The 19,048-nt window shown below is 64.2% G+C and carries 15 protein-coding genes; 6 read left to right on the top strand and 9 right to left on the bottom strand.

Annotated features, from left to right (window positions below; all coding sequences use genetic code 11):
- The first annotated feature begins 16 nt into the window (after positions 1-16).
- The gene (locus FKV23_RS06560; protein ID WP_141623134.1) at positions 17-775 is read left to right on the top strand and encodes a LamB/YcsF family protein; all 759 of its coding nucleotides are present in this window, start codon (positions 17-19) and stop codon (positions 773-775) included.
- A gap of 58 nt (positions 776-833) precedes the next feature.
- Here the strand turns inward: FKV23_RS06560 and FKV23_RS06555 are convergent, their stop codons facing one another.
- The 4 genes from FKV23_RS06555 to apbC all read right to left on the bottom strand — a co-directional run bounded on the left by FKV23_RS06555 (position 834) and on the right by apbC (position 4,652).
- Entirely contained in the window at positions 834-1,349 is a 516-nt protein-coding gene (locus tag FKV23_RS06555; protein WP_141623133.1) for an RDD family protein, read from the bottom strand.
- A 49-nt stretch (positions 1,350-1,398) separates the two neighbouring features.
- On the bottom strand, positions 1,399-1,968 hold the full coding sequence (dcd, locus tag FKV23_RS06550; protein ID WP_141623132.1) for a dCTP deaminase: 570 nt from the start codon (positions 1,966-1,968) through the stop codon (positions 1,399-1,401).
- A gap of 109 nt (positions 1,969-2,077) precedes the next feature.
- On the bottom strand, positions 2,078-3,451 hold the full coding sequence (locus FKV23_RS06545) for a S8 family peptidase (protein ID WP_141623131.1): 1,374 nt from the start codon (positions 3,449-3,451) through the stop codon (positions 2,078-2,080).
- Between the two features lie 145 nt (positions 3,452-3,596).
- The gene (gene apbC, locus FKV23_RS06540) at positions 3,597-4,652 is read right to left on the bottom strand and encodes an iron-sulfur cluster carrier protein ApbC (protein WP_407067652.1); all 1,056 of its coding nucleotides are present in this window, start codon (positions 4,650-4,652) and stop codon (positions 3,597-3,599) included.
- A 254-nt stretch (positions 4,653-4,906) separates the two neighbouring features.
- On the opposite strand from apbC, the gene FKV23_RS06535 reads away from it, so the two are divergent.
- From FKV23_RS06535 to rnfB, 5 genes are all read left to right on the top strand, one after another.
- Complete coding sequence (locus tag FKV23_RS06535; RefSeq protein WP_167285048.1) at positions 4,907-7,789, top strand: TonB-dependent receptor domain-containing protein; 2,883 nt, start codon at positions 4,907-4,909, stop codon at positions 7,787-7,789.
- A 155-nt stretch (positions 7,790-7,944) separates the two neighbouring features.
- Positions 7,945-9,939, top strand: coding sequence for an alpha/beta hydrolase family protein (locus FKV23_RS06530; RefSeq protein ID WP_141623128.1), 1,995 nt, complete (start codon positions 7,945-7,947; stop codon positions 9,937-9,939).
- Between the two features lie 135 nt (positions 9,940-10,074).
- Positions 10,075-10,512 carry a DUF2147 domain-containing protein gene (locus tag FKV23_RS06525; protein ID WP_141623127.1) on the top strand — a complete coding sequence of 146 codons (438 nt, stop codon included), beginning with the start codon at positions 10,075-10,077 and terminating at the stop codon, positions 10,510-10,512.
- 172 nt (positions 10,513-10,684) lie between these two features.
- Positions 10,685-12,724, top strand: coding sequence for a methionine--tRNA ligase (gene metG / locus FKV23_RS06520; protein ID WP_141623126.1), 2,040 nt, complete (start codon positions 10,685-10,687; stop codon positions 12,722-12,724).
- Positions 12,725-13,153, top strand: a complete 429-nt coding sequence (rnfB, locus tag FKV23_RS06515; RefSeq protein ID WP_141623125.1) for an Rnf electron transport complex subunit RnfB — start codon at positions 12,725-12,727, stop codon at positions 13,151-13,153.
- Between the two features lie 7 nt (positions 13,154-13,160).
- On the opposite strand, the gene FKV23_RS06510 is transcribed toward rnfB, so the two are convergent.
- From FKV23_RS06510 to FKV23_RS06490, 5 genes are all read right to left on the bottom strand, one after another.
- Positions 13,161-13,508 carry an NIPSNAP family protein gene (locus tag FKV23_RS06510; protein WP_141623124.1) on the bottom strand — a complete coding sequence of 116 codons (348 nt, stop codon included), beginning with the start codon at positions 13,506-13,508 and terminating at the stop codon, positions 13,161-13,163.
- 19 nt (positions 13,509-13,527) lie between these two features.
- Positions 13,528-14,499 (bottom strand): TraB/GumN family protein, encoded by a 972-nt coding sequence (locus tag FKV23_RS06505; RefSeq protein ID WP_167285046.1) that lies wholly within the window; start codon positions 14,497-14,499, stop codon positions 13,528-13,530.
- 22 nt (positions 14,500-14,521) lie between these two features.
- On the bottom strand, positions 14,522-15,478 hold the full coding sequence (locus tag FKV23_RS06500) for a DUF1684 domain-containing protein (protein WP_141623122.1): 957 nt from the start codon (positions 15,476-15,478) through the stop codon (positions 14,522-14,524).
- A gap of 29 nt (positions 15,479-15,507) precedes the next feature.
- The gene (gene mutL / locus FKV23_RS06495) at positions 15,508-17,322 is read right to left on the bottom strand and encodes a DNA mismatch repair endonuclease MutL (protein WP_141623121.1); all 1,815 of its coding nucleotides are present in this window, start codon (positions 17,320-17,322) and stop codon (positions 15,508-15,510) included.
- A gap of 122 nt (positions 17,323-17,444) precedes the next feature.
- The gene (locus tag FKV23_RS06490; protein WP_244244117.1) at positions 17,445-19,007 is read right to left on the bottom strand and encodes an N-acetylmuramoyl-L-alanine amidase; all 1,563 of its coding nucleotides are present in this window, start codon (positions 19,005-19,007) and stop codon (positions 17,445-17,447) included.
- Positions 19,008-19,048: the final 41 nt, after the last annotated feature.

The following is a 19,048-nucleotide window of genomic DNA, read 5'->3' as shown; positions in this document are numbered from 1 at the left end:
CCACTCGCGAGCCCTCGTGCCACGTATCGACTTCAACTGCGACCTCGGCGAAAACTGCGGCGATGACGCCGCGATCATCCCGCTGATCAGCTCGGCCAGCATCGCCTGCGGCGGCCACGCCGGCGACGACGACACCATGCGCCGCACGCTGCGGCTATGCCGCGAGCATGGCGTCGCCGCCGGCGCGCATCCGGGCTTCGTCGACCGCGAACATTTCGGCCGCCGCGAGATGGCGGTAACGCCCGGCCATGTCACCCTGCTGGTGACCGCGCAACTGCGCCGGCTGGCCCGCATCGCCACGGATGAAGGCATGCGGCTGGCCTTCGTCAAACCGCACGGCGCGCTCTACAACATGGCCGCACGCGATGCGGACATCGCCGGGGCGATCGCCGAGGCGGTGGCCGGGTTCGATCCGTCGCTGATCGTGTACGGTCTGTCCGGCTCGACACTCACCGAGGTCGCGCGGGACAACGGCCTGAGCGTCGCCCACGAGGTGTTCGCCGAGCGCGGCTACGGTGCCGACGGCCGACTGCTCCCGCGCGGGGTGCCGGGAGCGGTGCTGGAGACCGTCGAGGCTGCGGTCGCGCAGGCACGCGCGCTGGCTACCACCGGCACGCTGGAACTGGCTGGTGGCGATACGCTGAAGCTGCAAGCCGACACTCTCTGCCTGCACGGCGACCGGCCCGACGCCGCCGCGTTCGCAGGTGCGCTGCGCGAAGCGCTGGAGGCGGACGGCATCACCATCGCCCCTCCACCTTCTCCGCAAGAGGGCTGAAAACAAAAGCCCCGCGCCGAGGCGAGGGGCTTATCGTACGGACCGGATCGGAACCGGTTCAGTTGGCCTTGACCACCTTGGTGCCGGCGACCAGGTCGTGGCCACAGCGGCGGTCCTCACGGAAGATCAGCAGCACGTTGACCAGGCCGATCAGCCAGCCCACGAACGGCAGGCTGCTGACGACCTGGACCGGCAGGTAGCGCTTGCCGATCAGCTGGCCGATGCCGGGCTGGCTGCCGTCGAGATTGGCGATGCGGACCCCGACCAGGCGTTTGCCCCAGGTCTGGGCAGTTGCGTTCAGCGGGTAGTACTGGACCGCCACAAACACGGCAAAGCCGATCACGACCCACATCAGCTGGGAAACGAAGGATGGCTGCTCACCGCTGGCCGCCGCAACCATGACCTGGCTGAAGTAACCGCCGATCCACATTATCGGCAGCATCACCGCCAGCATGATCAGACCGTCGATGATCGCGGCGCCGAGCCGCTCGCCGCGACCGGCAAGGTTATCCAGCGAAAGTGCATCGGCGACGTCCGCCTGCGGGCTCTGGTATGGATTGTTGTCTTGCTGCATGTCCCCCTCCTGTTCCTTGGTTGCAATAGCTGCCGTGGTGAATGGTCTCTCAGGTTCGCGGCAGGGTGACCCCGGTCTGCCCCTGATACTTGCCGCCGCGATCCCTGTACGAAGTTTCGCAGACTTCGTCGGATTGGAAAAACAGCATCTGCGCGACGCCCTCGTTGGCGTAGATGCGCGCGGGCAGCGGCGTGGTGTTGCTGAACTCCAGCGTGACGTGCCCCTCCCATTCCGGCTCCAGCGGGGTCACGTTGACGATGATCCCGCAGCGGGCATAAGTGCTCTTGCCCAGACACACCACCAGGGTATCGCGTGGGATGCGGAAGTATTCGACGGTCCGTGCCAGCGCAAAGCTGTTGGGCGGGATGATGCAGACATCGCTTTCGATGTCGACGAAGCTGCCGCTGTCGAAATGCTTGGGGTCGACAATGGTCGAGTTGATGTTGGTGAACACCTTGAACTCGCGCGAGCATCGCACGTCGTAACCGTAGCTGGAGGTGCCGTAGCTGACGATCCGGTGGCCGTCGGCCGCCGTCTTGACCTGGCCCGGCTCGAACGGCTCGATCATGCCGTGCTGCTCGGCCATGCGACGGATCCAGCGGTCGGACTTGATGCTCATGCGGTGGGGCTCATCCAGATCTGTGGAAAGGGCGATTCTAACGGCACCGGGGCACAAAAAACGAAGGCCCGGCTGGGCCGGGCCTTCGGATGACGCCGTCGTGGAAGGTTCAGAACCCGCTGACGTTCAGACGACCATTGCTGACCACCTTGCCCTGGCAGGAAGCGGTGGTCACCGCAGAGCCCATGATTCCGGCCTTGACATCGGCCGCGCTGGCGCCCGGATGCGACGACTTGTACAGCGCCGCTGCGCCGGCCACGTGCGGGGTGGCCATCGAGGTGCCGCTGTAGCTGGCATAGCCCGAGACCACCTGCCCCTGCTGGCGCCTTGGCACGGTGGAGTAGATGGCCGAACCCGGCGCGCAGATGTCCACCGTGTTCGCGCCGTAGCTGGAGAACGAGCTCATCGCGCCGCTGCTGGTGATCGAGGCCACCGCGACGATGTTGCTGTTCGGATATTCGGCCGGATAGCAGTTCTGGCTGCTGTCGCAGTCGTAGCTGCTGTTGCCGGCCGCGGCGATGAACAGGATGTTGGCCTGGTTGGCGCGCTCGATCGCGTCCTGCAACGCCTGCGAGAAGCCGCCGCCGCCCCAGGAGTTGTTGGTCGCCACCAGATTCAGGCCATGGCGGGTCTTCATGTCGGTCATGTAGTCGACCGCTTTGACCGCATTGGCGGTGGTGCCGCCGCGCTTGCCAAGGAACTTGGCGCCGAACAGCTTGACCGACCAGCACACGCCGGCCACGCCCGTGCCATTGCCGCCGACACCGCCGATGGTACCGGCCACGTGGGTGCCGTGATCATCATCGACGCCGTCAAACACGCTGTTGTCGCCGCCGTCAAAGTCCCAGCCATAGACGTCGTCGACATAGCCGTTGCCATCGTCATCGATCCCATTGCCGGGAATCTCTCCCGGGTTGACCCCGGCATTCGCGGCAAGGTCATCGTGGGTGTACATGTAGCCTTCATCGATGATGCCGACCCAGACATCCCCACAAGAGGTGTGCCCCTTCGCCCAGGCCTCGCCGGCCCGCGAACCGTACTGGTTGGCCGGACTGGTGGCATCGCCATACATGCCCCACAGCGAGCCGTTGGTGTAGTACGGATCGTTGGAGGTGGCGGAGTGCTGGTAGACCCAGTTCGGCTCGGCGTACTCGATGGCCGGATGACGATTCAGCGCGACCAGGGTCGAGGCGAAATCACGCCCACCCCCCAGCCGCAGCAGCGCGAGTTCGCCCTGTTTGCCATTGCCCCGGCTCAGGGTTTCGAGCTTCTGCGCGCCCAGCTTGCCTGGCAACGCGGCCTGCTGGTCGAGGCTGGTGCCGTCGCGGAACTTGACCAGCAGTTCGCCAGGTACGTGCGGGGTGCCGGCGTTCAGCCCCTTCATCACCAGATCGAGACGACCGCCGGCAACGGCGGTGGAGGACAAGCCCAGCGAAACCAGAACCGCGCCGGTCAGTGCGGCGCGACGAAAGGTACGACTCATGTAGCTCTCCCGGAAATGTGAACGTGATGTGACCCTCGGGATCACTTCCGGGTTTTGTCATCGGGACAGAGGGGCGTCTATCCGGGAAAACCCCCACAGATGGCCGATCCGGTTCCACTTCGACATGATGCCGCTTAGGCGGCCGCTACTCCCCGAGCAGAGAGGCGGCGATCGGCACCGCCGCGCGCGGCCGCTTCGCCAGTTCCGCGGCCAGCGCCCGTGCCGCCGCCCGATAGGCCCGTGCCGCGGCCGAGTCGGGCGCTGCGGCCACGATCGGAGTTCCTGCATCACCCTGCTCGCGGATGCTCACGTCCAATGGCAGGCTGCCCAGCAGCGGCACGCCGTACTGCGCGGCCATCCGCTCGCCTCCACCGCTGCCGAACACATGCTCGGCGTGGCCGCAGTTCGAGCAGACGTGCACGGCCATGTTCTCGACCAGTCCCAGCACCGGGACCTCGACCTTTTCGAACATCTTCAATGCCTTGCGCGCATCGAGGGTGGCGATCTCCTGCGGGGTGGTGACAATTACCGCACCCGCGACAGGAATCTTCTGCGACAGGGTCAGCTGGATGTCGCCGGTCCCGGGCGGCAGGTCGACGATCAGGTAGTCCAGGGCCTCCCCGTCACCCCAGCGGGTCTGCTCCAGCAACTGGGTCAACGCCGAGGTCGCCATCGGTCCGCGCCAGATCATCGGCGTGTCCTGTTCGACCAGCAGACCGATCGACATCGCCTCCACCCCGTGCGCCCGCATCGGCTCGATCGTCTTGCCGTCGGGACTGTCGGGCCGCCCGGACAATCCGAGCATGGCGGGGATGCTCGGCCCGTAGATATCGGCATCGAGCACCCCGACCCGCGCCCCCTCGGCCGCCAGCGCCAGCGCCAGGTTGACCGCCGTGGTCGACTTGCCGACCCCCCCCTTGCCGGAACCGATCGCGATGATGTTGCGGATGTTCGGGAGCGGGGAGAGGTTGGGCTGTACCGCGTGGGCGTCGATCCGCTGCTGCAGCACCAGCTTGGCCAGCGTCAGTCCTTGCTCCTCCAGCACGGCTACGACGGCTTCCCTCAACGAGACCTCCAATCCAGCTGCAGGTATGCCGAGAGTGATCTCGACCGCCGCGCGCCCTTCCTGCTCCACGACTCTGACCCGGGCGCCTGTCTGTTCAAGTGGAACGTCCAGCCCGGGTAGGGTGATGGACTGCAATCGGAGTTGAAGGTTCTGGGGCACGGAATGACCTCTGGGTGCAAGGAAATGGCATGAAACGACAGGCTCAGCAAAGCTGGCGGGCGTAGAAGAATGTGGAATCCGCGTTAATGCCATGTTAAGTTCAGGCTCATCAACGGAACTGATGAGCAATAGGGGATCGGCTCGGACGCCCAAAAGAACTCAAGCAGAAATACAGCCTTAGTTGGGGGATCACCATGGTAGTGAAAAGTCGTAGGCTGCTGCGCAGCCGTTTGAGCACCGCCCTGTTCGCTGCAATGTTGCTGCCGGTCGCAACCGGCGCATTTGCGCAGGAGGAGCGCGAGGACTCTCAGGAACAAGAACAAACCTCCACCACCCAGACCACGGACATCGACAAGGTCGTTGTCGTAGGCTCCCGCATCTCGCGCGCTCAGATAGAAAGCGCCGCGCCCGTAACTGTCTTGACTCGTGCGGATATCGAGCGTGAAGGTTATCAGACCGTTGCGGATGTGCTGCAGGTGCTATCGCAAAACACGGCCAGTTCGTTCACCGGCGACTTGGGTGTGACCGGATTCAGCCCAAATGCCATGGTGGTGAACCTGCGTAATCTCGGCCCGGGGTACACCCTGGTCTTGTTGGACGGCAAGCGCCCTGCCCAGTACCCTCAGCCGTACAACCGTGACAACAATGTGGTCAACGTCAAGGCACTGCCTTCATCGCTGATCGAGCGTGTCGAAGTACTGGCGGGCGGAGCCTCAGCAATCTACGGCTCGGATGCTGTCGCCGGCGTCGTCAACATCGTGACCCGGAAAAACTTCGAGGGCAATGAAATCCGCGCCACGGTGGGTACTACCTCCAATGGCGGTGGTGACAGCGTCAGTCTGGAATATGCCGGCGGCAGGTCCGCTGAGCGCTGGCACACGACATTCGGTTTCCAGTACTCCGCGAACGAACCCGTATTCGCGAGCCAGCGCGATTGGCTGTCGGACACCCGCCAGAACCCTTATGGCCTGGTCGTGAACCCTTCGCTCTCACTTGTCGCCATCGACGCACTCGGTGTCGTGGTAGCCCCCAACCACAACGCTATCTACCCAGGCGAGGACGTCTGCGATCAGTTCGGCTACCGTACGGTCACCACTGCCGCACGCGGCCTGTATTGCGGCTCTCATACTCAGGTCGGATCGCGCTCGATCTGGAACAAGGGACGCTCCTACTCCGGCTATGGCAACGCCACATTCGATGCCACAGATGACATCCAACTGTTCGGTTCAGCCACGTATTACACCAGCGATGGAAAATCCAGCTCTGGCACCGAATTTTGGGGTACGGCGGGTGACCAGTTCAATCAGACAGCCGCTGGCGGGCAAACCCCGTTCTTCTACGATCCGAATATTGGCACGATCCTCCAGCTCCAGCGTGTCTTCAACCCCTTCGAACTGGGTGGCAGCGAAGCGGCCAGCACGCTGTATGACGAGACCACATGGAGCGTCCAGGGCGGCCTGCGTGGTGACATCGCTGATCGATTCGACTGGGAGGCCTCGGCCGCCTACTCTCGTTACGATTACACTGCAGACCGCCCTCGCCTGCTCTCGAAGGCTGTGCATGAGTACTTCCTCGGCGAGCAGCTCGGGCTGGATCCGTTCTTCGGTTTCTATCCCGTCTACGAACTGGACCTGGATCGCTGGTCAACTCCACTGACACCTGAGCAATACAGAGCAATCTCGACTCGCGTCATCAATGAGGGCAAGACCACTTCTTCCTCGGTCGATTTCACCCTCACCGGCGATCTGTGGGAAATGCCTGCCGGCCCCGTCGGTTTCGCGGGCATCATCGAAGCAGTTCGCCAGACCACCGATCTGCGCAGCGACCCCCGCCTCGACGTAACCCGGCCGCTCGACGAGAACACCGTCTACAACCTGGTCAGTTCCGGACGCACTAGTGGCGAGCGTGACCGCTATGCCGTCGGCGCCGAGTTCCGGGTGCCAATTACCAGCATGCTGACCGCGCAACTGGCCGGCCGCTACGACAAGTACGATGACATCACCAGCGTGGATGATGCCTTCACCTACAACCTTGGCCTTGAATTCCGGCCGTTCGAATCCTTGTTGCTTCGTGGCACAGTCGCGACCAGCTTCAAGGCCCCGGACATGCAGTTGGTGTTCGCAGAAGGCGCTGCATCGTTCTCAAGCGTACTGGACGAGTACTCCTGCCGCTCCGGAACCGGACCAGGCGAAGGGCAGGGGCCACGTACGCGCGCAGAATGCAACCAATCTGGCGACCCCACCATCTACCAAACCCAGACCCGAATCGCCGGCAACCCCTTGCTGGAGGAGGAAGAAAGCAAATCCTACACGGTGGGTTTTGTCTGGGACATCATCGACGGCCTTTCATTTACTGCGGACTACTACCGGATCAAGCTTGAAAACGCTGCGTCCCAACTCGGCAATGATTTCATCCTGCAAGCCGAAGCCGCCTGTCGACTGGGCAGCTGGAGCAGCAGTGCACCGCGCCCCGATCTCAGCGATGAATTCTGCAGCAACATCGAGTCCTTCGTAACCCGCCTACAGGCTCCCGGGACACCGGGCGATGGCCGACTGCAAAGCATCAACTCGGCCTACATCAACACCGCAATCCAGGACACCAGCGGGATCGATGCCTCATTCCGGTTCAACCATGTAACCGACCGGATGGGCACTTTCTTCGCCAATGCAGAGTACACCCTGGTCCTGACCAACAAGTACGCCCAGTTCGATTTTGAGCCTGTGACCGATTACAGGGACCTGCCGCCTACGTTCTTCAACCCCGAGCGTAGCCGTGCCCGCTGGTCAGCTGGGTGGTCCAAGGATGACTGGCGATTCACATGGGCGGGAACACGGTTTGGCTCAGCCTGGGGCGACCAAGAGGAAAATGGCTGTCTGACAGGCGACAATGAACATGTCTGCTATTCGCGTCGCCTCAAGCCCTATATCCGGCACAACCTCTCGGTCGAGAAGAAGTTCGGCGCAAACCTGGTGACCCAGCTTTCGGTACTCAACGTACTGGACAACCAATTCCGCGAAGACCCAGGCAACACGGCCTATCCCTATTACAACCCATGGCTCGGTGCTGATCCGCTTGGACGCCGTTTCCACTTCAGCATCAACTACAAGTTCTGATTCCCGCTTTGGAGATAGATTGTGTTGCGAGCCCGGCATGTCCGGGCTCGTTTTTTCCTGGATCTGTCAAAAAAAGCTTCCATTGCCACATTTGTGATCACCGACACAGCCATGATTTCACATCGTAAGAAGCCAGATGTAATCGGGGGGACCTCATGATTCGGATCTTGCAAAAAGCAACCATCATTCTTGCAGCCCTGCTTGCTTTACCCGGACATTCCACGACATATTCGATCGAGGACTTCGTCAGGCACGCAACGTTTACCGACGCAAAGATATCGCCGAATGGCGAGTACCTGGCCGTTACAGTCGAGCGTGGCGACCAGGACGTGTTGACAGTACTGCGCACTGAAGACCTGAAACTACTGAAAATCAACCAGCTCCCTGACAAGAAGAGCGTTGGCCAGTTCTACTGGGCAGGACCGGACCGGCTAATCTTCAACGCAGTCCGCAAGATCGGCGGATACGCGCAACCGTTCATGCTTGGTGAATGGTATGCAGTCAATGCCGATGGCTCACGGCCACAACCCGTTATTTTTTACGGAACCCGTGACGCCACACAGCGCAATAAAACCGTGCACAACGAGTCCTTCTCGATACTGAACACCATGAAGGACGACAGCAGGAATGTGCTCATGCTGGCCTTATACCCCCGTTCTTCCGAAGGAGCCGGGTCCCAGGTCGTCATGGTTGACACCTTCACAGGCAGACGCACCACTCTTGCTCGAGCGCCCAAGGAAAATTGCAGCATCGCCCTTGATCATGACAAGCAGCCACGATTTGCCGTGTGCTCATCCAGCCAAGGTGAAGACGGAGAATATGACCAGCATACTGAGCTGTACCGTCTCGATGGCAGAAGCTGGACCTTGGTAAATGCTTCTGAATCCGATGGCAAACACTTACGTGTCATCCGCACCACGACAAACGGAACGGTCTACGCAATGGAAAGTGACGACCAATCCCCTGGAGCGATCGGCACGCTGGATATCGAAAGTGGGAACTTCACCCAACTTCACCAAGATCCGGTGGCCGACATCACCCGCTCCATCTGGTCATCGGATGATCAGACATTGATTGGCGTGGTCACGGAAGCGGGGGCACCAAATGTCACCCTGATCGATGAATCACACCGTGACGCTCAGTTGCTCGCCTCCTTGGCAGCCGCATTCCCGGGCCAGATGGTGAATTTTTCTAGTTATACGCAGGATGGCAGCAAGATCACCATCTCCGTATACAGCGACAGCAATCCGGGCGAACTGTACCTGTACGACCGAGAAACCGGCAAGGCCAGTTTCTTGATGCAGAGCCGTCCCCAGCTGGACAAGGAAGACATGGCTTCTGTCGAGCCATTCACTTTTACAGCCCGGGATGGGAAGCTCATCCACGGCTATCTGACGATTCCGAACGGCTCCAATGGCAGGAACCTGCCTTTGATCGTCAACCCACATGGCGGCCCGATTGGTCCGCGCGACCATTGGGGCTTCAACTCGGAAGCACAGCTATTCGCCAGCCGAGGCTATGCTGTGCTTCAGGTCAACTTCCGCGGCTCAGGCGGGTATGGCAGAGGCTTCGAGGACGCTGGACACATGCAGTGGGGACAAGGCATCCAGAACGACATCATCGACGCGACGAACTGGGCGATCCAACAGGGCCATGCCGACAAGGACCGTATCTGTATTTATGGCGGCAGCTTCGGTGGCTATTCGTCCCTGATGGCGCCCATCCGTGCACCCGGACTGTTCAAGTGCGCGTTCGGCTACGTCGGCGTGTACGACATCGACATGATGTTCAAGCGAGGCGATATACCGCAGCGCGAATCGGGCCTGCGCTTCCTGCGCCGCACCCATGGCACGGACAGCAAGATGTGGGCCGAAAATTCCCCAGCACGACGCGCAGGTGAGGTCGGGATTCCGGTCTACCTGGCGGCCGGAGCGCGCGATGTACGCACCCCGCCTGAACAGACCGAGCTGATGAACAAAGCACTGATCGAAGCAGGTAATCCACCGGAAGGCATGATCATCCAGTCGGGCGAAATGCACGGCTTCTACGATGTGGACAACCGAGTCAACCTATATACCGAGATGTTGGCGTTCTTCGGCCGGCACATCGGTGGCAGGGCCACGTCCAGCGCACCGTCTAAAGCTGAGTGACCGAATAGGGGCCACTGCCCACATCCTGTCGATGAGACGGCGGCCCTCCTTCCATACGCCCCCGGATGCGGTATAAAGAGGCAGATCGAGAAACCGGCCGGCGCCATCGCCGGCACGCCATTCCTGGGAGGGAACATGCGCACAAAACTGCTTCAGATCCCGGTTGCCGCGCTGCTGCTGGCACTGTCGTCCGGCGCCAGCGCCGCCGAAGCCACTGGCCGTTGGAAAACCATCGATGACCAGACCGGACAAGCCAAGTCGATCGTCGAGATCACCCGCTCCAGCAGCGGCATCTACACTGGACGGATCACCGAGTTGCTCAACCCGAGCCGGCCCAATCCGACCTGCGACAAGTGCAAGGACGACCGCAAGAACCAGCCGATCACAGGGATGGAAATCATCCGCGGGATGAAGGCCGACAACGCGACCGAGTTCAGCGGCGGCACCATCCTCAAGCCTGACGAGGGCAAGGTCTACAAGTCGAAGATGGAGCTGATCGAGGGCGGCAGCAAGCTCAAGGTTTCCGGCTGTGTCGCCTTCATCTGCAAGTCGCAGGTCTGGGTCCGGCAGTAACCCCCTCCCGACCGCACCAAGGCCCGGTTCCACCGGGCCTTTTCTTTTTCCGGTCTCCGCGCGCTGTGCATCTCCAGTCCGGATTCCACTCCAGCTCCCGCTCCGGGCCGTGGCCACGCGGGCACTCATGCGATAATCCCGCCCTTTCCCGCAAGCATCTCCGCCAGCCCCCATGTCCCGCGAGTTCGTCGTCACCTGCGCCCTGCCCTATGCCAATGGCCACCTGCACCTGGGCCACCTGGTCGGTTACATCCAGGGCGACATCTGGTCGCGCGCGCAGCGCCTGGCCGGCCACACCGCGCACTTCGTCTGCGCTGACGACACCCACGGTACGCCGATCATGCTGGCCGCGGAAAAAGCCGGGAAGACGCCGGAAGATTTCATCGCCGGCATCCAGGCCAGCCACGAGCGCGACTTCGCCGCATTCGGAGTCGCCTTCGACCACTACGACTCGACCCACTCGGCTCGCAACAGGACGCTGGTACAGGCGATCTACCGCAAGCTGGAAGCGGCCGGCCATATCGGCCGGCGCTCGGTGGCACAGCTGTACGACCCCGAGAAGGGCATGTTCCTGCCCGATCGCTACGTCAAGGGCATCTGCCCGAACTGCGGCACGCCGGACCAGTACGGCGACAACTGCGAGAACTGCGGCGCGACCTACGCACCCACCGACCTGAAGGAACCGCGTTCGGTGCTCAGCGGCGCGACGCCGGAACTGCGCGAATCCGAACACTTCTTCTTCGAGGTCGGCCGGTTCGAGGCCTTCCTGCGCGAATGGATGGCCGACGACGTCGCCCTGCCCGGGGTCAAGGCCAAGCTGATGGAGTGGCTGGACGCCGATGGCGGCCTGCGCGCCTGGGACATCTCCCGCGACGCGCCCTACTTCGGCTTCGAGATTCCCGGCCATCCTGGCAAGTATCTGTACGTCTGGCTGGACGCCCCGATCGGCTACCTGTCGAGCTTCCAGGCCCTGTGCGAGCAGCGCGGGCTGGACTTCGAAAGCTACCTGTCGCCGGACAGCCCGGCCGAACTGCATCACTTCATCGGCAAGGACATCGTCAACTTCCATGGCCTGTTCTGGCCGGCGGTGCTGCACGGCAGCGGCCATCGCGCGCCGACGAGACTGCACGTCAACGGCTACCTGACCGTCGACGGCGCCAAGATGTCGAAGTCGCGCGGCACCTTCGTGATGGCGCGTACCTACCTCGATGTAGGCCTCGACCCCGAAGCCCTGCGCTACTACTACGCGGCCAAGACCAGCGGCGGCGTCGACGACATCGACCTGAACCTCTCCGACTTCATCGCCCGGGTGAACTCCGACCTGGTCGGCAAGTTCGCCAACCTCGCCAGCCGTTGCGCGGGCTTCATCGGCAAACGCTTCGACGGCCAGCTCGCGACCGCATTGCCGGAGCCGGCGATGTACGCCCGTTTCGTCGAGCAACTGCAGCCGATCGCCGCCGCCTACGCCCGCAACGAAGCGGCGACCGCATTGCGGTTGACGATGGCACTGGCCGACGAGGCCAACAAGTACATCGACGAACACAAGCCGTGGGTGCTGGCCAAGCAAGAGGGCATGGATGCCGAACTGCACGCCGTCTGCACCCAGGCACTGAACCTGTTCCGCGTGCTCAACACCGCGCTCAAGCCGGTGCTGCCGCGCGTGACCGGAGAAGCCGAAGCCTTCCTCGCCGCGCCGGTCGCGCACTGGGACGAGGTGAAGTCCCCGCTGCTCGGCCACCGCATCGCCGGCTACACCCCGCTGTTCACCCGTATCGACCCGAAACTGATCGACGCCATGACCGAAGCTTCCAGGGACTCCCTCAAACCCGCCACCGACACCGTGCCCGCCAAGGCCACGAGCGGAACCACCGACGCCCCCACGACGATCAAGATCGATGACTTCGCGAAGCTCGACCTGCGCATCGGCAAGGTGCTGGCGTGCGAATTCGTGGAAGGCTCGGACAAGCTGCTGCGTTTCGAGCTCGACGCCGGTGAGCTGGGCAAGCGCCAGATCTTCTCCGGCATCCGCGCCAGCTATGCTGAGCCGGACAAGCTGGTCGGCCGCAGCGTGGTGTTCATCGCCAATCTCGCCCCACGCAAGATGCGCTTCGGCCTCAGCGAGGGGATGATCCTGTCGGCCGGCTTCGACGGCGGCACGCTGGCCCTGCTCGACGTCGACGACGGCGCCCAGCCGGGAATGCCGGTGCGCTGAATGGACCGCGCCGAACGCCTCGACCGTATCCTGCCGCAGACCCAGTGTCGGCAGTGCGGTTTCGACGGCTGTCGGCCCTATGCCGAGGCAATGGCGAAGGGCGAGGCGGACATCGACCGTTGCCCGCCCGGCGGCGATGCCGGCGCCCGCGCGCTGGCCTGCGTGCTCGGCGTGCCGGCGAAGCCTTTCGACCGCCGCCGCGGCCAGCACCACGCCACGCCGCCGGTCGCGTTGATCGTCGAGGCCGACTGCATCGGCTGCACCAAGTGCATCCAGGCCTGCCCGGTCGACGCGATCATCGGTGCCAGCAAGCTGATGCACACCGTGACCGAACCGCTGTGCACCGGTTGTGAGTTGTGCGTGCCGGCCTGCCCGGTCGACTGCATCGTGTTAGTGGATGCCTGCCCGAGCGGACAGCCGGCGAACTGATCGGATGTCAGAGCGCGGCGCCGCGAGCGTCGCGCAGAAGCGCTATCGCGTCGTTGTCCAGCCACATCACGGCATTCGCATCGGACTCGATCAAGGCAACGATCGCCTCGCGCGGCCCTTCGCGCCAGGCGGCGGAGCCGTAGAACGCCGCCTGCGACGCCTCCAGGTCCGCCTGGTCCTTGTACGCGCGCATCAGGTAATACGCATCCGGATCGTGCAGCGACTGACCGAAAGCAACGACATCGATACCCCAGTCGGCGTGCAGCGGGGCGCTCCGCTCTGAGACGAGGCGGTGGAAATCACCGCCGGCGCCGGGCTTCAGCTTGTAGGAGCGGATTTCGAGCAGACGGTTCATGGGCATCCTGCCTCGTTCGTCATTCACCCATCCCCTGCTCACACGCCGAACAGATCCGTTCCACTCCATAACCGGCGTCGCGCAGCCCCTCGACCAGACCGTCTTCGCCGAGCAGGTGCATGGCACCGACCACGACCAGCACGTCATCGCTGTCGGATTCGTCGAGCATCGCCCGCAACTGCGGCAGCCAGGCCTGGTTGCGCTCGACGTTGATCATCCGGTACGACTCCGGTGTCTTTTCCTTCATTTCGTCGATGGCCACCTGCTGCAGCGTCGCGGCGTCGCCGCTACGCCAGGCCTCGTGCAGTTTCGTGAGCTGCTCGGCCAGCGCGGCCGGGTCATCGACCAGCTCGACCAGGCTGGCCACCTGCTCGTCCATCGGCGTGCCGTCGAGCACTGCCACCTGTCGTTCGATGCTTTCAAGGCCGATCGACGGTTTTCCGGCTGCTTTCGCACGCTTCATGAAATGCTGGTCCAGCCCATGGGCGCCGCTGAAGCCCATGGGCTGCGCCATGCCCAGCACCAGTGTCAGGTTCACGAACCACGGTTCGAAGGTCTCGAACGCAGCGGCCGGCATCCCGGCCTGGTCCAGCATCGCGACCAGCTTCGCGTGGGCCTCGGGCGGCACCACATCGCTCAGCCTGCGACCATCCGCGTAGGCCGCCGCCTGCAGGAACAAGGTTGCGTTGGCGGGATCGTCGACCTGCTCCGGCGGCACCTCGAATGCCAGGCGCTCGGCATCCTCGAAGGCAACCTCGATGTCCTCCGACAACGGATGGTCATCGGCCTTGAGCAGGTGGAACGAGCCCAGCAGGTAGACCGAGTTGTCCTCGTCCGACACCTTCCACAACAGCGGCACCGGCGATGCAGGCGCCTCTATCTCTGCCTCCACGGCCTGCATTCCCACGCCCCCGCCGACAGGTCCGTCCGCGGCAGCCGGGACGATCCCGGACACGTACAGCGCGGCCAGCAGGACAAGGGATTGGGGCATGCGCATGTGGATTCCTTTCGGGTCAGTTGGTGGAGAAGCTGTAGGCCTTCTCGCCGGCAGTGATGGCCAGGTCGAGGCGGTTCTCGTGCGGCGGCAGCGGACATGTCGCGAACGCGGTGAACGCACAAGGCGGGTTGTAGGCCTGGTTGAAGTCGAGCGTCACCCGTCCCTGGGGGTCGGGCTTGGCCGCGTAGAGGTAACGGCCGGCGCCATAGCTGTCGTGCCCGCTGGTACGGTCGGCCAGGATCAGGAACAGCTGTTCACCGCCCTCGTCCAGCGCTTCCAGGCGGTAGGTCTGGCCGCCACGCTCGAACTCGACCACGCCGGGATTGGACATCTCGTCGGTGGTGCCGACCAGGTTGACGATCGGCAGCGTCTTGCCTCGCGGATGGGCAATGAAGCGCCCCGGGATCCGCCACGAGCCGTCGACCGGCCAGTAGTCGATGCCCTTGAAGCCGGTACGGGTCGCTGCATCGGCGTGCCTCACCCGCAGCGCATGACGATTGCCACGCTTGAGCACCATCGCCTGCCCCCTGTCCTCGTCGAAGCCGATCACGCTTGCGCCTTCGGCATCGTCGTCGGCACGAAGCATCACCTCACCGGTCATCAGGGGCTCGCCATCCAGGGTCAACTCGACTCCCTGTTCCGGCACGAAGCGCAACCGGCCCTGGCGGGTCAGTTCGAGCATGCCCAGATGTTCCGGCCCGACCGCCAGGCGGATGCCATTGCGGGCGCCGCTGCCGAGGTAGTGCGCGCCGGTGTCGATCCAGTGCAAGCCGACCAGGGTGGTCCAACCATCGGGCGCGGTCAGCCGTGCCGCACGCTGCGAACGCCAGCGCTGCTGTTCGGCGACGAACGCCGGGTCGGCCACACCGGCGTCCACACCTGCCGCATCACTCCCGGTCGTGCCGGAACCGCCACATCCACCCGTCATCATGCTCATTGCCAATACCCCGGCCATCATCCACTTGTTCATCATCCCCTCGACTCCCCGTCTTCGCAGACGCGTCAGCGTCCTCGCAGAAACCACTTGTCGATCTCGGGCAGACTGAAGCGCGCCCAGGTCGGACGCCCATGATTGCATTGGCCGGAACGTTCGGTGGCTTCCATTTCCCGCAACAGGGCATTCATCTCGGGCAGAGTGAGACGGCGGTTGGCACGGACCGCGCCATGGCAGGCCATGGTGGACAGCAGCTCGTCGCGCGCCGCCGCCACCCGCCTGGATTCGCCATGTTCGCGCAGGTCGGCCAGCACGTCGCGCAGCAACGCCTCGACGTCGCCGTGTGCGAGCAGCGCCGGCACGCTGCGCAGGGTGAGCGACTGCGGGCCGCTGCGGGTGACCTCGAAACCCAGCTCGGCCAGGGTCGCCGCCTCGCGCTCGGCCACGTCGGCCTCGCGCTCGGACACCGCCAGCGTGGCCGGCACCAGCAACGGCTGGGTGCGCAGGCCCTCGCCGTCGTGCGCGGCCTTGAGCTTCTCGTAGCCGATACGCTCGTGGGCGGCATGCATGTCGACCACGATCAGGCCTTCGACGCTTTCGGCCAGGATGTAGATGCCGTGCAGTTGCGCGAGCGCGTAGCCGAGCGGCGGCAGGGTGGCGTCGTCGCTGGCCGGCAACGGTTGCGACAGCGGCATCGCCGGTGCTGCGGTCGATGCCGCGCCATTGCCATAGAGCGCGGCGTAGCCTGCGCGTGCCTCCGCTACCTGCAGGCCAAGCGGCGACTGCGGCATGTAGCCGGTATTGGAGGCATGGCCGGACGAGATGCCGCTGGAAAGCGCAGTGGCCGCGTGGTCGCCGGCCGGCATGCCCGTGCCGGTCTGGATGCCGGCGCGGGTATCGGCCAGCGCCTCGTGCAGGGTCCGGTAGACGAAATCGTGGATCAGGCGAGCATCGCGGAACCGCACCTCGTGCTTGGCCGGATGCACGTTGACATCGACCCGGCGCGGATCGAGTTCGAGGAACAGCACATAGGCCGGATGCCGGCCGTGGAACAGCACGTCGGAATATGCCTGCCTGACCGCATGGGCGACGCTGCGATCGCGCACCGCCCGGCCGTTGACGAACAGGTATTGCTGGTCGGTGCTGGCGCGATTGTAGGCCGGCTGCGCGATCCAGCCGTGCAGGCGCAGGCCGGCAGCGGCGTGGTCGACGCGCAGGGCATTGCGCGCGAACTCCTCGCCCAGGGCTTCGTGCAGCCGGGTGCCGGAGAGCAGATCCCCCTCGCCCTTCCAGCGCCGCGACGGTTTGCCGTTGTGGGTCACGCGCAGCTCGACATCCGGTCGCGCCAGCGCGAGCTGGCGCAGCCACTCCTCGATGTGGCCGAGTTCGGTGCGCTCGGCGCGCAGGAACTTGCGCCGCGCCGGCACGTTGAAGAACAGGTCGCGTACCTCGACCGTGGTGCCCTGCGGATGCGGTTTGGGCGTGATCTCGCCGACCCGGCCACCATCGACCTCGAGCACGCTGCCATGGCCGGCATCGGCCCGGCGGCTGGACAGGGAGAAACGGCTGACCGATGCGATCGACGGCAGCGCCTCGCCGCGGAACCCGAGGGTGGCAACACCCTCCAGGTCGTCCAGCGAAGCGATCTTGCTGGTCGCATGCCGCGACACCGCCAGCGGCAACTCGTCGGGAGTGATGCCTCCACCATTGTCGCGGATGCGGATCAGGCGGACGCCACCTTCCTCCAGATCGATGTCGACGCGGGTCGCGCCGGCATCGAGCGCGTTTTCGACCAGTTCCTTGACTACCGAGGCCGGCCGTTCGACAACTTCGCCGGCAGCGATCTGGTTGATGAGGGTGTCGGGGAGCTGGCGGATCGTCACCGCACGAATGATAACGGTAGCGCCGGTTTTTTGTGACCCTTCATCCGGATGCGAGGGCCTCTGCCTGGCAGCCGATCCACCGGAGGTCGAAGAGAAGAACCGTTTTTGCAGGCTGCGGGCGCTCAGGGACTGCCGCCGGCACCGCCAGTATCACCCCCACCGCCCGAGTCGGCACTGGCGCGGGCTGCGTACAGGGTTCCGGGCGGCGGCTGGCGCACGAAGTAGGTATTGACACCATCGAGCATCGCACGCGCGAGCTGGCGCTGGAACGCAGGGTCGATCAGGCGGCGCTCTTCATCCGCATTGGAGATGAAGGCGGTCTCGACCAGCATCGCCGGCATGTCGGAGGTGCGCAGCACGGCGAAGTTCGCGCGCTCGATATTCGGCTTGTGGTTGTTGCCGATACGCTTGAGCCCGTTGAGCACCTGGATGGCGGCATCCTCGGACGCCCGCATCTGGCCGCTCTGGGTCAGGTCGAGCAGGACATTGGCCAGGGTGCTGTTGGTCTGCTCCAGTCTCACCCCACCGATCAGGTCGGATGCATTCTCCTTGTCGGCCAGCCAACGTGCGCGCTGCGACGAGGCGCCCTTGAGCGAAAGCACGTAGACCGAGGACCCCTTGGCATTGCGGTTCTCGGCGGCATCGGCATGAATCGACACGAACATGTCGGCCTTGGCCTGGCGGGCGAGCTGGGTGCGCCGGTGCAGCGGAATGAATACGTCACTGTCCCGGGTCAGGTAGGCCTTGAGGCCGGGGGTGGCATTGACCTGACGCGCTAGTTCACGGGCGATGGCGAGGGTCACGTCCTTCTCGCGCTTGCCGTTGGGGCCGATCGCTCCGGGGTCCTGGCCGCCGTGGCCTGCATCGATGGCGATGATCAGAGGACGCATCGGTCCGCCACGCGGCAGTCCCTGCGGCTGGCCGCTGGTGGCAGGCGCCGGAGTCACCGGCAGCGGCGGCCGCGTGGCCGGATCAGCGCTGGCCAGCGTTGGAGGCGGGACGGCCGAAGGCGCCGCCGCGGCAGGTGTCTGCGCCTGTCGTTCGGCGGTGGCAGCCTTGGCGGCCAACTCGCTGATCAACCGGGTCGTCGCGGCTGCGGAAGCGGCGGCATCGATATTCGCCTGCGCGCCAGCGGCGTCGTTCACCGTGGCCGGACCAGGAGCGCCTTGAGTCGTGGCCGGAACCGCTTGTGCGGGCGTGTCTTGTGCAGGCGTATGTTGCACCGGCGTAGCGGAAGCCGGGGTGACAGGTGTCGCTGCACTCTGCGATGCCACCGGAGCGCCGTCGTCCGGCCATTCCAGCACCAGGGTCGGCCCTTTCGCACCCGGTTCGAGCCTTGGCTTGAGCACGGCGACCGGCTGGGCAAGATCGAACACGATACGGGTGGTGCCGGGCACCGGCTGGCCTGTACGCACGGCCTTGACCACGCCGGCACCGGCCGGCAAGCGCAGATTGCGGGCCAGTTGGGAGCCTGGCAGGTCGACGACCAGCCGGTCCGGCCCGGACAGGCTGAGGGTGCGGATCTCGCCCTCGGTGTCCAGCAAGATCTCGGCTCGGGTCCCGGTGGCACCTGAACTGAGCTGCAAGTCATTGATTTGCGAGGCGTGCGCGAGGTTCCAGGCCAATGCGCCAAGCAGCGCCATGGCCAGCAGGAATTTCTGTACGGTGGCGCCCCTGACTCGCATGGACGCTAGTCAAGCACCAGCCCCAAGGATTTGCAAGCGTT

It is taken from the genome of Lysobacter alkalisoli, from assembly GCF_006547045.1.
In the GTDB taxonomy this organism is placed as follows: domain Bacteria; phylum Pseudomonadota; class Gammaproteobacteria; order Xanthomonadales; family Xanthomonadaceae; genus Marilutibacter; species Marilutibacter alkalisoli.
This window is presented reverse-complemented; position numbering and strand designations above follow the sequence as displayed.

Bases quoted from the DNA above. Each gene is read 5' to 3' on its own strand.
- FKV23_RS06555 (WP_141623133.1), bottom strand. From the start codon at position 1,349: ATGCAGCAAGACAACAATCCATACCAGAGCCCGCAGGCGGACGTCGCC.
- dcd (WP_141623132.1), bottom strand. From the start codon at position 1,968: ATGAGCATCAAGTCCGACCGCTGGATCCGTCGCATGGCCGAGCAGCAC.
- FKV23_RS06545 (WP_141623131.1), bottom strand. From the start codon at position 3,451: ATGAGTCGTACCTTTCGTCGCGCCGCACTGACCGGCGCGGTTCTGGTT.
- FKV23_RS06530 (WP_141623128.1), top strand. From the start codon at position 7,945: ATGATTCGGATCTTGCAAAAAGCAACCATCATTCTTGCAGCCCTGCTT.
- FKV23_RS06525 (WP_141623127.1), top strand. From the start codon at position 10,075: ATGCGCACAAAACTGCTTCAGATCCCGGTTGCCGCGCTGCTGCTGGCA.
- metG (WP_141623126.1), top strand. From the start codon at position 10,685: ATGTCCCGCGAGTTCGTCGTCACCTGCGCCCTGCCCTATGCCAATGGC.
- rnfB (WP_141623125.1), top strand. From the start codon at position 12,725: ATGGACCGCGCCGAACGCCTCGACCGTATCCTGCCGCAGACCCAGTGT.
- FKV23_RS06510 (WP_141623124.1), bottom strand. From the start codon at position 13,508: ATGAACCGTCTGCTCGAAATCCGCTCCTACAAGCTGAAGCCCGGCGCC.
- FKV23_RS06505 (WP_167285046.1), bottom strand. From the start codon at position 14,499: ATGCCCCAATCCCTTGTCCTGCTGGCCGCGCTGTACGTGTCCGGGATC.
- FKV23_RS06500 (WP_141623122.1), bottom strand. From the start codon at position 15,478: ATGATGAACAAGTGGATGATGGCCGGGGTATTGGCAATGAGCATGATG.
- FKV23_RS06490 (WP_244244117.1), bottom strand. From the start codon at position 19,007: ATGCGAGTCAGGGGCGCCACCGTACAGAAATTCCTGCTGGCCATGGCG.